We start from the raw sequence: 14,123 nt of genomic DNA, 5'->3' as shown, positions 1-14,123 counted from the left end.
ATGCAAACCATCAACAAGTTATCGTTGCGCTCATCAAGCTTGAGCCAAGTGAGCTTAGCCATAACCCTTGCAGCGTCTATGAGCTTGCTGCCGCTAACGACGGCACTAGCCAGTGACGAACATGCTCATCATGCAAGCCAGCATGAAGAGCACAAGACTCATACGGGCGAACACGAGCAGTTGGATTATTACTGCCCGATGCATCCAGAAGAGCGCAGCCATGAGAAAGGCCGCTGCCCACAGTGCAATATGTTCCTCATTAAAGATGAATCTAAACACGCGGCAAAACATGAGCAGCTAGATTATTACTGCCCTATGCACCCAGAAGAACGCAGCCATGAAAAAGGCCGTTGTCCGCAATGTAATATGTTCCTGATTAAGGATGAAAGCAGTGACTCTGCTGATAACGGACACGTTCATAATGCTGCAGCGCACACACATGAGCATAGTCAATCGATACTCGACCAACCCAAGCCTGCGCTAAGTGAAATAACTCAAGCTCAAGCCAACACGCCATCAAGTGCAACAGACCAATCAAATGCTATGGGCAAGCAAAGCAATAATGTGAAATATGTTTGCCCTATGCACCCGCATATTGTGTCTGACACACCTGACTCTTGCCCCATTTGCGGCATGGATTTAGAGCCCGTAGAGATTGGCGGCGTGGGTGAAGAAGTGGTGGTTGGCGTATCAGGCGGCATGCAACAAGCATTGGGCATGCGCTCAGAAACCGTAGCCAAAGACACATTATGGAAGTTCGTCAAAACCATTGGCACCGTGGAATATAACGAGAATGCCATCGGTCATGCCCATACCCGAGTCGATGGCTGGCTAGAAACCCTGATGGTTCACAACGTTGGTCAAAAAGTAAAACAAGGCCAGCTAGTGTACGAGCTATATTCGCCTGAACTTGTCAGCGCCCAAGGTGACTATGTACAAGCGCTCGATTACTTAAAACAAGACAAAGCCCGCGGCAAAGTCTTGCTCCGCAAAGCCCGCTTACGCCTTGAGTTACTCGGCATGAGCTCACATACCATTAAGCAGCTAGAACAAACCCGCGAAACCATCTATCGGGTACCTTTCTACGCCGAGCAAGATGGCTTTGTCAGCGAACTAAACGTACGCCACGGCATGTATGTTCAACCCGGTGACACCTTGTTTGAGATTGTCGATTTAAGCAGTGTTTGGGTGATTGCTGACGTATTTGAAAACGAGCAAAGCTGGCTAGAGCTAGATCGCCCCGTTGAAGTATCAGCCGCAGCTCAAGGCCTATTCGACCTTGAGTCGACCATTGACTATATCTACCCAGAGCTCGACCCAGTATCACGGGCGATGCGAGTCAGAGTTAAACTTGATAACCCACAAAAGAGCCTCAAACCGGGCACTCTAGTTGAAGTGAAACTTTTTGGTGGCCCTAAGCGAGACATCATTACCATACCGACCGAAGCGTTGATCCTAACTGGCCGTGAAAACCGAGTGGTGGTGCAGCGCAGCGACAATCGATTTGCCTCAGTTGAAGTCAAAGTTGGCATGATTGCCCAAGGCAAAGCTGAGATCATCAGTGGCCTTAATGTGGGAGACAAGGTGATTGTATCTGGGCAGTTCCTGCTGGACTCTGAAGCCAGTATTCAAGGTAGTTTACAGCGTCTGAGCACCAGTAATACCCAGGATGCTGATAGCGCTGATGAACATAGCACTAGTACACATAGCAGTGCTGACCACAGCCATCACAATCATTAGGGGGCGTTTATGTTAGCAAACATTATTAGCGCCTCGATTAAGCACCGCGCGATGGTGCTGGTCTTTAGTGTACTGATAGCCTTAGTTGGCTATCAGGCAATGCGCACTACCCCACTTGATGCGCTGCCTGACTTATCAGACGTACAGGTTATTGTAAAAACCTCATACCCAGGGCAAGCACCGCAGTTGGTTGAAGACCAAGTCACCTACCCACTGTCAACCGCTATGCTTGCTGTACCTGGCGCCAAAACCGTGCGCGGTTTTTCCATGTTTGGCGACTCGTATGTGTACATCATCTTTGAAGATGGTACCGACATCTACTGGGCACGCTCGAGAGTATTGGAGTATCTGTCGCAAACCCAAAGTCAGTTGCCAGAGAACGTGACACCTACATTGGGGCCAGATGCCTCAGGCGTTGGCTGGGTATTCCAATATGCATTGGTTGATCGCAAGGGCAAGCATGACCTTGCACAACTTCGTTCGCTACAAGACTGGTTCTTAAAGTTAGAGCTACAGAGCGTCGCAGGCGTTTCGGAAATCGCCACCATCGGCGGCATGGAGCAGTCTTATCAAATCATTGTCGACCCGCATAAGTTGGCCCTGTATCAAATTGATTTGATGACAGTAAAAGCAGCGCTAGATAACGCCAATAGCTCAACTGGCGGCTCGGTCATCGAGATGGCCGAAGCTGAGTACATGATCACCTCAAAAGGATATAGGCAAACATTGGATGACTTTGCCGAGATCCCACTGGGTATTGTTTCTGAAGCTGGCACGCCAGTATTGATGAAAGATGTTGCTCAGCTGCGCACTGGCCCAAGTGCAAGACGCGGCATAGCCGAGTTGGACGGTCAAGGCGAAGTCGTTGGCGGCATTGTGGTGATGCGCTATGGCGAAAATGCACTGGCGACCATTAATAACGTTAAGCAAAAGCTGCAAGAAGTCGAGAACGGCCTGCCAGATGGCGTAGAGTTAGTGATCACTTACGACCGCTCTGAGCTTATCCTTAATTCAGTCGACAACCTCAAGCACAAGGTGCTTGAAGAAATGCTTGTAGTTGGCGTTATTTGCTTGCTATTCCTGCTGCATGCGCGCTCGACCTTGGTCGCGATTATCTCGCTGCCCATTTCGATTCTCATCAGCTTTATCGTGATGAATATGATTGGAGTCAATGCCAACATTATGAGCCTAGGCGGCATTGCCATTGCCATTGGCGCTGTGGTCGATGCTGCCATCGTGATGGTCGAGAATGTGCATAAACATTTGGAGCAATACCGTGAGCAGCATGGCGGGCAAGCACCCGCGGGTGAAGCGCATTGGCAACTAGTAAAAACCGCGTCGATTGAAGTTGGCCCAGCGCTGTTCTTTAGCTTACTGATCATTACCTTGAGCTTTGTGCCTGTGTTTGCACTAGAAGCGCAAGAAGGCAGATTGTTCCACCCGCTCGCCTACACTAAAACCTTTGCCATGGCAGCGAGCGCTCTGTTAGCGATTACGTTAATTCCAGTTTTAATGGGCTATTTTGTACGCGGAAAAATTCCTGCTGAGCATAAAAACCCATTAAGCCGTGTGCTGATAGCAATATACGAGCCGCTACTCCGCCTAGTACTGCGCTTCCCTAAGCTGACTATCATGCTCGCCTTAGTGGCTTTAGTTAGTGCTTACTATCCTATGTCTAAAATGGGTAGCGAGTTTATGCCTGAGCTGGAAGAAGGCGACTTGCTGTATATGCCGACCACACTGCCGAGCGTGAGCTCAGGTAAGGCCGCTGAAATCTTGCAGCAAACTGACCGCTTAATTAAAACAGTGCCTGAGGTAAAACGGGTATTTGGTAAAGTCGGCCGCGCGATGACCGCTACCGATCCTGCACCGCTGACCATGTTAGAAACCACCATCATGCTTAACCCAAGGGACACCTGGCGTGAGGGTATGACGCTTGAAGGGATCATTGCCGAGCTGCAAAAAACCGTCAAAGTGCCCGGGATGACTAACGCTTGGGTGCAACCGATTAAAACCCGCATTGATATGCTATCAACCGGTGTACGTACGCCCGTGGGCATAAAGATTTCTGGCGCAGATATTGATGAGCTGCAACGTATCGGCACTGAAATCGAAGCCGTGGTAGCTAAGTTGCCAGGCACACTGTCAGCCTTTGCCCAGCGTACCAGTGGCGGTCGTTATATCGATATTGAGCCCAATCTTAAAAACGCGGCTCGCTATGGTATGACACTGCGTGACATTCAAGATGTGGTGCAAATGGCCATCGGGGGCATGCAAGTAGGTCAGTCGATTCAAGGACAAGAGCGCTACCCCATCAATATTCGCTACCCGCGTGAGCTGCGCGATAGTATTGAAAAACTGCGCCAGCTGCCTGTGCTGACTAAAACCGGTAAATACTTACCACTGGGCAATCTTGCTGAGATCAGCATTAGTGATGGCGCGCCCATGCTCGCCAGCGAAAATGGCCGCTTAATCAGCTGGGTATTTGTCGACTTACAAGATGTGTCAATTGGTGAGTACATACAAACTGCTCGCGCCGCGTTAGATGAGCAAATCAAACTGCCACCGCGTTACAGCTACACCTTTGCCGGCCAATACGAGTACATGCAGCGGGTTGAAGCTAAAATGCAATTGGTTATCCCACTGATGATTGCGGTGATCTTTATGCTGCTAATGATGACGTTTGGCTCGTTCACTCAAGCTTCGGTGATCATGCTCAGCTTGCCGTTTTCTTTGGTTGGCAGCGCCTGGCTGTTATATGCATTGGACTTTAATTTCTCGGTCGCGGTGTCTGTGGGCATGATAGCCCTTGCAGGTGTCGCCGCTGAGTTTGGTGTGGTAATGCAGGTGTACTTAAACAATGCCATTAAAACCAAGCAGCAAAGCGGCGACTACAACCAACGCGGAGATTTGGTTGATGCGTTAATTCACGGTGCGGTAATGCGTATTCGCCCTAAGGCAATGACGGTTGCGACTATCTTCTTTGGTCTACTGCCCATTATGTGGGGCAGTGGTACGGGTAACGAGGTAATGCAGAAAATTGCCGCGCCTATGGTTGGCGGCATGGTCACAGCACCAATTCTGTCACTGTTCGTGATCCCAGCGATTTACCTGCTGATTTACGGGCGCAAGTTGAAGAAGTAATTACCCAGATATACTTTTAAAAGAGTTAAAAAAAACCACCTTTTAGCAAGGTGGTTTTTTATTTAGCTTAACTTTACTTTTCTCAGTAAAAACTTACTTCACTGCATCAATAATCGCAGGGATCACCTGATAGAAAAGTAAGTTAGCCATGCGTGGTGTCTCGGTTTGCGGATAACCACCATTCATCGCCACAATCACGCCAGATGCTTTGTCAATTGCCAGCACCTGGCCGTGAATACCGATCATCACCAAGAGCTTATGATCTTTAATGTTCAGTACGCGGTATTGATCTTTGTACCAGGCATCATTTGCAAGGGCGTATTCCTTACCTTTAGTCCATGCCTTTCTCACTTCGTCATTACCCGCCCAAATAGCGTCTAAAAACTGCTGCGGAATAACCTGCTCACCTTTATAGTTTTTACCCTTATTAACGATAACCTTACCTACGCGGGCAAGGTCGCGGGTTGCCATGTTTAAGCCACCAGAAGCAACAACATAATTGTCAGGATCTGCCATCCAAAATGCGTCATTCTCAGCACCAATCTTGGTCCAGATCTTCTCTTCCAGGTAAGACGCTAGCTCTTTACCTGTCACCTTTTCAACGACTTTACCTAAGATTTCTGTATTTGGGTCTTGATACTGATACACCTCACCGCTTGGGTATTTATGATCTTTAATCAGCAACAAGTAATCTTGAATGCCGTGCAAACCAGAATCGTTCTTACCGTGCCATTCTTGTGACTGAGTCAATCTTGGGTCCCAGCTCTTGTGTGGCGGCGTTTTAATTCCTAAACCACTGCGCATATCGGCAATTTCTTGTACTGTTGCGCCCTCAAATGCCGTGCCTTTAAATTCTGGCAGATAGAACTCTAGCGGCTTAGACATATCAAGCTTACCTTCGGCTGCTGCAATACCCGCCAAAGTCGCAGTAAATGACTTAGTTACCGACATATCTAAGTGAGTTGAATTAGGCGTCATGCCATTAAAGAAATGCTGATGTACTACCTCATTTCCCTTAATAACAACCATAGAATGGTTTTTAAGGCGGTCACGCAAGATGGTATATAGGTCATGCTCACCGTCTGCATCCATGCCTTTAAGCTTAGTAAGGTCGAGTGAATTGTTTAGCTTCCACTTTTCAGGGACCATGCTGCCCTTAGACACCTGATAGTAGCGAGTAAACTTGTAGGCATTTGGGAAGGTTGCGGCAGCCATTTCACCTTGATCCCATTCTGTTTGGCTCACACCTAACATGGCCGCTTGCTCAATGAATTGACTATCTGGTTGGTGCAACGTAGCGGCATGCGCACCAAAACTTAAACATGCAATAACCAAACTCGATTTAACTAATTTCATAGACTTATTCCTTAAATCACATGGAGAATAGACACATGTAAAAACAAACATCTAACTGTGCCTAATCGCGCTAGTAAAACACAACTGACTGACTGCTTACAGATTTTTTACAAAAGTAAACCAAATGAACGACTCACGAGCGGAAATTCCGTACTCGCAGCGAGAGATATAGAAAGAGATATAGAAAGAGATATAGAAAGAGATATAGAAAGAGATATAGAAAGAGATATAGAAAGAGATATAGGAATAACAACGGCAGTGAAGCTAATGATAGCAATCGTAACTTATAGGCTTTCTATCGACAGCTTCAGTAAGCCACTTATGACCAAACTCAACAGTTAAGTGCGACACATAAACTCGACACGCGCCAAATTCAAGAGTACATATCTTTATCGATGATATCCTGCTTTTTTTGCATCAGGTACATGACATAAAGTGTTCCTAAGAACATCAAACTGAATGAGACTACCATTAAGCTATAAATCAATAATGGATCATTAAATTGCGGCAACCAGTCATCTACAAACTGCATGGCATGCTTGTAAGCGCCAAAGGCTAAGAGCAACACCACAGGAATTTCTGCAATTGCAATAAACAAAATTTTTCTATCGAGGATGGCAAATTGTTTTGCCAATTCGGGGTCTGAAATATCGATTTGTTCGCTAAACATAGTGAGTTCCTTTCTTCCATGAAATACCACTTACATTTAACCCTAATAAACAGATCAAAAAACCTCAAGTTAACCGGCTAAGCAATTGGTCTGACATGAATAAATATCTTCTTAGCTACAACTGAAGCTAGAGTAGACAAAACAAAAAATAGCTTGTATATACAAGCTATTTCTATTCATGGAAGCAGCTGTTTAGAATGAATTGTTAACACCAACCGAGACTGAAGTGCCGCCGAACTTGTAACCGCCAAACGAATCAAAGTGGTGTAGTTGCCGTTCCTTCTCAACCCAAAAATATCAATTAGCTTGATATCATTAAAAAGAAAATCGGGATTACCACACCTAAACCCATCAAAATAATCGACTTTGGCTTTGCTGGTCCATGCTTGCCCTTCACCATAAACAATGCCGATAACGCGAGGAATATCAGCATGCCGGCGAACAAGTCTGAAAAGTACACCCAGGCATTACGGGTTTCATTCAGGTGCAATTTATTCAGAGCTTGCAAAATTACCCTTGGCTCAATGTCTTGATACACCACCTGACTGGACTTTCTATCCCACAACAAGGTGTCGCCGTCTTCCAAGAACACTTCAAACTTATTCTTATTCTGCCAAAAGCTCGATTTGGTTGTGTGGGTTAAGCTAAATTGCTGCTTCATACGCATGGCAATTTGCCTATCTTCTAGCGTTAGCCAATCTGAGTCATCGACCTTTTGTATCTGCCGCTCAACCGCATAATTGGGATTCCAATCCGCAATATGATTAACCGCAATACCAGAGACGGCAAAAATGATAGAAAAACCAATGCAAAAATAGCCGATGTCACGATGTAAGGTACGATTCAGTCGATACCAATTGATGTTGTTAAACCACTTCATATATACAAACCAATTCGCTATCTCGTGTTAATCTGCGATGCTCACGCCAGTGGGCACTAGCTGATACATGGTCATAGGCTCAGTTACCGATGCTGGGTCAAACTCTTCGCCTGCTTCTTTGGCATAGTAAGCTTTGATTTCTTTCGTTTGCTCGAGGTTGTAGCGCAAAGCTTGCAGCTTACCTGTTGCTAGCGCTTTTTTACCGCGAGCGGTTAATGGGAACACCATTTCACCGTCTTTCACCTTGATGCGTAGGCTTTCAAAGCGCTTGTCTGACGCTATCGTCATCCAACAACCTCTATGCTCACATACACCAACAATGGTGCCTTCAATGGTTACTGGGTTTTCCAAGTAGCTTTCAGGATCTGCCATCAGTGTCGATACCGGTACAAGCAGATCTTGGTTTACACCTGAGCCGAAATCAGTGGCTAAGGCAGACATAGGTGCGATAAGTGCGCCGCATAGCATGCTTGCGGCAACAGTAAGTCTTAATTTCATGGTGTTTCCTTTATTCACGGCGCCAAGCGCATAAATACAATAAGTCATGGCCACCTCAAATAAAGGTAGCCGCGATAAACTCTCTACAATTTCAGCCCATTGGGCTTATCGACAAAGGTCATTTGATGAGGCATTGGGAAGATTTGTTTGGCTAGAATCTTCAGCCTTTGCTCGCTAGCCAGCTCATGCAAGCGACCAGCTCGCTGTATATAGCTGGCATTTTGATAGCGCTTGTCTGACAAAATCATTCGTCGTAGCCAGGTATTGGCACTCGTTAGTCGCCCTTGCTCAGCAAAAGCAATGTCTTCCACTGTGCGCTGCAAGTTTTGCTCGCTTACTGAGTCACCTAGCTTGGTAAGTACCTGCTTAGCCGCAGCAATCAGCTCATTACTACGCTCGGGTGCACAGGTAAAATGCACCTCAGTTTCAATGCGGTCATGGCGTGGGTTTAGGCTCATTTCATACTTAATTGAGTAAATGCCGCCTAGCTCATGGCGCAGCTTCTTCTTAAGCATCTTTTTCGCTATTGGCGTTAAGGTCGATACCAAAAACGCTTGCTCTGGAGTCCATTGCATTGGCGTATAACCAAACAGGCTCACTTCAGCTTTATCTTGCTCGTGGGTCACTATGTGCTCAAGACGATTTGCCGGCAATTGCATTGTAGTGCTGTTAGATAAACTTGCTTGTCTCGGCACATTGGCTAAATGCTGCGCCATTTGCTGTTCAAGCTCGGCGTGGTCTAGCTGCCCGACGATATAGAAGGTCGTTGGTTGGCGCAGTATGCTCTGGGTGTCTGCAATAATGCGCTCTTCAGTCACTGCATCAACAGCTTGTGCTGTGACGTCATCAAGCATTGATTGGCCAAAACGTTGCTGACTAATAAAGCGTGATTTTTTATGAGTACGAGATTGAGACACAAGATCCGCTTTCACTTGCTGCCACACGCCCTTATCTATCCCCGACTGCATGCGCAAATGGTAAAGCTGCATCAAGCTTGCTAGCTGAGACGGCGCAATCACCGCGGCCAAATCTAACTCGCTTTCTTTTAGTTGCCACTGCCAATGGGGCTGAGTTTGCTGCCAGTTTTGCCATTGCTGCTCATTCCACTGCGGCAAACCGCTTTGTTGCCATAGTTGAACCCCGGCTTGTGCTTGCCAGGCACTGATTTGATTATTCTGGTAGCCAGCTGAGCTTAATGCCTTGATATATAACTTGTTATCAGAGGTTGATTTATCTAACCACAAAAGCTTGTCACCATTGCCAAGTAAGTACTTATGCAAAGTAATGGTTTCGTCTTGGTAACTCCATTGCTCGCTTTCAAGGGCATACCAATCGGCTTTGGCTGTTGTTACTTTTGGCAACTTGCTCAACAGCGGCTCAGTTACTTGATCCGCCGTTACCTCGTTAGCTTCTGGCGCTGCCTGTTGATTGGCGACTTTTGCCTCTGCTGAGCGCTTCACCGCTAACGAAATGCTCTTTGGCAGTGAATCAATATTGCTTTGGATGTTCTGCTCTAGCTGACGCACCTGAGCAACGGTAGGCAAACTGAGTTTCTGAGTGCCGCCAGCTTGGTAGTAAATAAAGTTATCTTCAGCATCGAGAATGTCACGCATGCGTGCATTGAGCTGCTCAAGGGTCATTTGCTCTAACCACTTAAGCGTTCTTGCCGTGCGCACAGCGGGTTCTTCTAGCGGCGCACCTTTCATTAATGCTTCGGTAATCTTATCTTCCCAAGCCATGTAGTCGCGATGCTTAGCGGCTGTCACATTGCGTTGAGTAATGCCTTTGGCCTTTTCAACAAGCTCATTAAAATCTTGCTCGTCTAAGCCATCGCGATACAAGCGTGCATATTCCTCAGTAACCAATTTTAATCCAAGTGCATGGTCTGCTGTACGCGCTGCGATGGCGACAACCAAACGCTCATTAGTTGGCTCTTTAACGGTCAAACTAATGCTCTCAGCCTTATCTTTTGGTAAAAAAGCACGATTGCGCATCACCTGATTGCGCATTAACTTACGCAAAAAGTAATTTTGTAAATAGGCGTACTGGCCGTGTTCACTTGCTCTATCAGGCATAGGTAAACGCAAGCCATAAACCACCATTGAAGTGGTGCCCTTAGGGTGCTGAACCTTATCAATATAAAGTTGCTCAGCTAATGGCAACGCCACATAGTCGCGATTTGGCTTTGGCTTAGTTGGCAATTTGCCAAAGGTATTGGCAATAGCTTGCTGGGTTTGCACAACATTTACATTACCCGATACCACCAGCTGCATATTGCTTGCGACGTAAAATTGGTTGTAAAAATCACGCAATTCTTCGATGGTTGCCGCTTCAATTGATGCGCGAGTACCAATGGTGGGTCTATCAACATAGCGCGAGCCATTACGTACCACTGCTTTTTTTAGATTATTAACTTCACCCGCTAGGCCATCGCCCTGGCGCCACTCTTCAATGATCACCCCGCGCTCGCGCTGCCAGTCGGCTTTATCTAAGGTAGCAAAACCAGCTAGTTGAGATAAAAACGCCAGTGAGCCCGCCATGTCCAGCGAATCATTTGGGCGAGTTCGCACCATATATTGGGTTTCAGTTTGGCGAGTAACCGCGTTGACTTGCAGGCCAGTCTTCCAACCTAAACTGTCAATATAAGTATGCATGCCCTCTGGATGCGCCTGAGTCTTGTGAAACACCATGTGCTCAAGCATGTGTGCCACACCGGGTCTTGTTGCTTCATCAACCGAACCTGCGTTTACAATCAGGCGTATGTTAAAAGGATCGCTAGATTTATTGCTGTTATAAATGGCGTATTCAAGGCCGTTATCGAGCTTTCCTGTAGTTATCGCGCTATCCCACAAGTATTCACTTGAGCAAGAAAAACTAATTATTACCGCGATATAGGCACTTGCCCGACCTAGGCTTACCCACAAGGATTTAAATGAATTCATATAAATACTGCTATGAAGTTAAGGTATCTTTGACGACGAGTTAAAGATTTGCGCCAGCAATGTTATTGAGAACAATTTCTATTAGCAATGACATTTACAATTGCTGGTACGACTAGTGTTAATTAATTAGAGCTAGCCCACACTAACCGCGGCTTTACAGCGTGTAATTGGATAATATTTCGCCGCATTCAATCCAAGGTAAGGGCGTATTAATAACTATCACTAACACTGCTAAAGTAGCTTAAAGGAGCCATTGCAATATAATCCGCTAGCATTGGCATAAAAATTAGTCATCACTTTAGTACAACAGCCAAAAGGGACATCACATGCTTAGATCAATCTTGCTTACAGCACTACTTAGCTTTACTGCACTTACCGCAACTGCACAAGAATTGCACTTTGGCGACACCGTAGATAGTTCAAAGTTGGTAAAAATTTCAACCTTAATGGAAACACCCAACCAATACATAGGCGAAACCATTACCGTTGAAGGTACGATTATCGGCGTATGTGAAAAGCGCGGTTGCTGGGTAGATTTAGCCTCGGATGCCCGCTTTGAAAAGCTACGTATCAAGGTAAAAGATGGCGACATGGTTTTCCCACTGACCGCTAAAGGGCGCACCGCTTTAGCCACAGGCGAACTAGTAGAGATCCAGCTCGACTTGGAGCAAACGCGTGCCCATCAGGCTTTACTTGCCGAGCGAACGGGTCAACAGATTAATGCGGCAAGTATTCGTGAGCCGATGAGCATTTATCAATTAGTACCAACCGGAGTCACCATTCTTGAGTAACAAGCGCCCTATAAATTGGTTTAGGCTAAACCGCGAACTGCACCGAGACTTAGGCTACTTTGCCTTCGCCATGACAGTGTTGTTTGCGGTTTCTGGCATTACCCTCAACCATTTAGCTGATTGGAACTCAAACTATATTGTTGAGCGTGAACAGCGCACGGTTTCAGTAACGGTGGATCAAAGCGACGAGCAAATTAATCAGCAGCTCTTATCGGCATTTGCGATCAAGCAGCCTGTTAAAGCCAGCTATTGGGAGTCGGTCAATCAATACAAGTTGTTCTTTGATAACGGGGGCGCATTAACGGCTAATTTTACCGAGCGAACTGCAGTTTACGAGAACATACGTTCACGCCCTATTCTCAAGCAATTTAACAGCTTACACCTCAATGAAGTTAAAGCAGGTTGGGTTGTTTTTTCTGATTTATACGCTGGGCTATTGTTACTGCTAGCCATTTCAGGGCTATTTATGGTGAAAGGTAAATACAGCCCGTGGCGCAGCAAACGGGGTTGGTTATTACTTTTGGGCACTGTAATCCCATGCGTTTATGTTTTTATCGCGAGTTAAACACTTCTAAACCCTATTCAAGCTCATTGGTCATCGCGTTCAAGGTGCGCTGCAGTACTTCAAAAGCTTGAGACAACTCCGGCTCAGAAATATCTTTAGTCAGCCTGGCTAGGGTATCGTGGCCAAGGTCGTAAGCTTGCTGCAGTATCTCATCACCTTTGTCGGTTAAGGCTACTTGATAACTATTTTGCTTGCGCGTAGGCAAGCGCTTAATTAACTCGCGCTTTTCTAATCCAGCTAATACCCGTGCAACCGCTCCTTTGTTTTTGAATGTCTGCCGCGATAGCTCTATCGGGGTGATTGGCTGGCAATCGTATATTATGCCCAAGGTCTTCCACTGCTCAGAGCTGATATCCACTTGCTTAGCATCAAATACTCTTTGCACCAGCGCATGGCTAATACGGTTGATATCGTGAATGGTTGAGAAGTACTCCACAATATCCGAGGAATAGTTAGTCTCTTTAGCGTTCGTCATTCATCACCTCACTTGCAGACCTTTCACCAAACAGGTCATTTCAACAGCTCAATTAAACGCTCTCGAATAGGGTCATAGACTTTATCAACCGGCCACAACATATCTACGCTCCAGCTGCCAGCATAATCAGACTCAACACTAAACGCCTGGAGATTGCCCGCCGCGATTTCAGCTTCACATAGCGCCTTAGGCACATTGCACCAACCTACGCCCTGTTTGGCTAACTCCATGGCAACGCGAGAATTATCGGCATTAATCAGTTGATGACTATATACCTGACTCTCAACCCCAGCTTCACGAAGCGGCGATAAAATCACCTGAGTCATGCCACGTATGGTGCTTGGCGCAACCTGCTCACCTGGCTTCCAACCATGACTTTCTAGGTACTCAGATGTTGCTACCCGTAAGAACTCAAACTCAAAACAGGTGCAATGGTTTATCGCTGCCGGCAGTGAAAAAGTCGACATTGCAAATGCGATATCCGCCTCATCATTAATCAACATGTCACGTACTGACTGAGTGTCACCCGACTTTAAGGTTAACTTTAATGACGGGTACTTGCGCATCAGCTGACTGATATGCTCAAGTATACCCAACTCATTAATTGCGCTGTCGATCACAATTGTGGCGTTCGCTGGATGATCAGAAAAAATACTCTGCACCTTAGTCTCGAACATATCAGCTTCGACTAACAAGCCTTTAGCATGATCATACAAAGCATGACCTTGAGATGTCGGTTCAACAGATTTGCCATGACGCACAAATATCTCAAAGCCTAAATCATCCTCTAATGCACTGATTTTGCGGCTAAATGTAGAAGCATGACGTTTAGATTCTGCCGCAGCTTGGGCAAAACCACCGCTATCATAAACGGCCACAAATGCCGCAAGATAATCCAAATTAGTAACCATAATCACCCTCTTACTCATTAGCGCAGCCACAACCCGAATCAAGCATGCGAAATATGCATGCTAAGCAATTTATGGCAAAAAAACCAGCGTGGCAAAGTAACCATATAGACGCAGCAAAGTAGATGAGAGTTGCCGTGTCTTAGATGAGAAA

The 14,123-nt window shown here is 46.3% G+C and carries 11 protein-coding genes; 4 read left to right on the top strand and 7 right to left on the bottom strand.

Going from position 1 to position 14,123, the window contains the following annotated elements; all coding sequences use genetic code 11:
* Positions 1-1,740 (top strand): efflux RND transporter periplasmic adaptor subunit, encoded by a 1,740-nt coding sequence (locus G3R49_RS00920; RefSeq protein ID WP_245335214.1) that lies wholly within the window; start codon positions 1-3, stop codon positions 1,738-1,740.
* A gap of 9 nt (positions 1,741-1,749) precedes the next feature.
* Positions 1,750-4,884 (top strand): efflux RND transporter permease subunit, encoded by a 3,135-nt coding sequence (locus G3R49_RS00915; RefSeq protein ID WP_167868360.1) that lies wholly within the window; start codon positions 1,750-1,752, stop codon positions 4,882-4,884.
* Positions 4,885-4,977: 93 nt separating this feature from the next.
* On the opposite strand, the gene G3R49_RS00910 is transcribed toward G3R49_RS00915, so the two are convergent.
* The 5 genes from G3R49_RS00910 to G3R49_RS00890 form a co-directional block, all read right to left on the bottom strand.
* Positions 4,978-6,240: a serine hydrolase gene (locus G3R49_RS00910; RefSeq protein ID WP_167868359.1), complete on the bottom strand. Its 1,263-nt coding sequence runs from the start codon at positions 6,238-6,240 to the stop codon at positions 4,978-4,980.
* A gap of 373 nt (positions 6,241-6,613) precedes the next feature.
* Entirely contained in the window at positions 6,614-6,910 is a 297-nt protein-coding gene (locus tag G3R49_RS00905) for a hypothetical protein (protein ID WP_167868358.1), read from the bottom strand.
* Between the two features lie 301 nt (positions 6,911-7,211).
* On the bottom strand, positions 7,212-7,790 hold the full coding sequence (locus G3R49_RS00900) for a PepSY-associated TM helix domain-containing protein (RefSeq protein ID WP_167868357.1): 579 nt from the start codon (positions 7,788-7,790) through the stop codon (positions 7,212-7,214).
* A 27-nt stretch (positions 7,791-7,817) separates the two neighbouring features.
* Positions 7,818-8,288 carry a DUF4920 domain-containing protein gene (locus tag G3R49_RS00895; RefSeq protein WP_130599175.1) on the bottom strand — a complete coding sequence of 157 codons (471 nt, stop codon included), beginning with the start codon at positions 8,286-8,288 and terminating at the stop codon, positions 7,818-7,820.
* An 83-nt stretch (positions 8,289-8,371) separates the two neighbouring features.
* On the bottom strand, positions 8,372-11,230 hold the full coding sequence (locus G3R49_RS00890) for a M16 family metallopeptidase (protein WP_167868356.1): 2,859 nt from the start codon (positions 11,228-11,230) through the stop codon (positions 8,372-8,374).
* 326 nt (positions 11,231-11,556) lie between these two features.
* Here G3R49_RS00890 and G3R49_RS00885 point away from each other — a divergent pair, with 326 nt between their 5' ends.
* A complete protein-coding gene (locus G3R49_RS00885) occupies positions 11,557-12,021 on the top strand; it encodes a DUF4920 domain-containing protein (RefSeq protein ID WP_167868355.1) in 465 nt (154 codons plus the stop codon).
* A complete protein-coding gene (locus G3R49_RS00880; protein WP_245335213.1) occupies positions 12,014-12,586 on the top strand; it encodes a PepSY-associated TM helix domain-containing protein in 573 nt (190 codons plus the stop codon). Before G3R49_RS00885 ends, G3R49_RS00880 begins: the two co-directional genes overlap by 8 nt.
* A gap of 13 nt (positions 12,587-12,599) precedes the next feature.
* On the opposite strand, the gene G3R49_RS00875 is transcribed toward G3R49_RS00880, so the two are convergent.
* Positions 12,600-13,061, bottom strand: coding sequence for a MarR family winged helix-turn-helix transcriptional regulator (locus G3R49_RS00875; RefSeq protein ID WP_167868354.1), 462 nt, complete (start codon positions 13,059-13,061; stop codon positions 12,600-12,602).
* A 35-nt stretch (positions 13,062-13,096) separates the two neighbouring features.
* Entirely contained in the window at positions 13,097-13,972 is an 876-nt protein-coding gene (locus tag G3R49_RS00870; protein ID WP_167868353.1) for a LysR family transcriptional regulator, read from the bottom strand.
* Between the last annotated feature and the right edge of the window lie 151 nt (positions 13,973-14,123).

This window comes from Shewanella sp. WXL01, assembly GCF_012263345.1.
GTDB lineage: Bacteria > Pseudomonadota > Gammaproteobacteria > Enterobacterales > Shewanellaceae > Shewanella > Shewanella maritima.
Note: the sequence above shows the minus strand (reverse complement) of the source record. Positions and strands in the feature narration are given on the sequence as shown.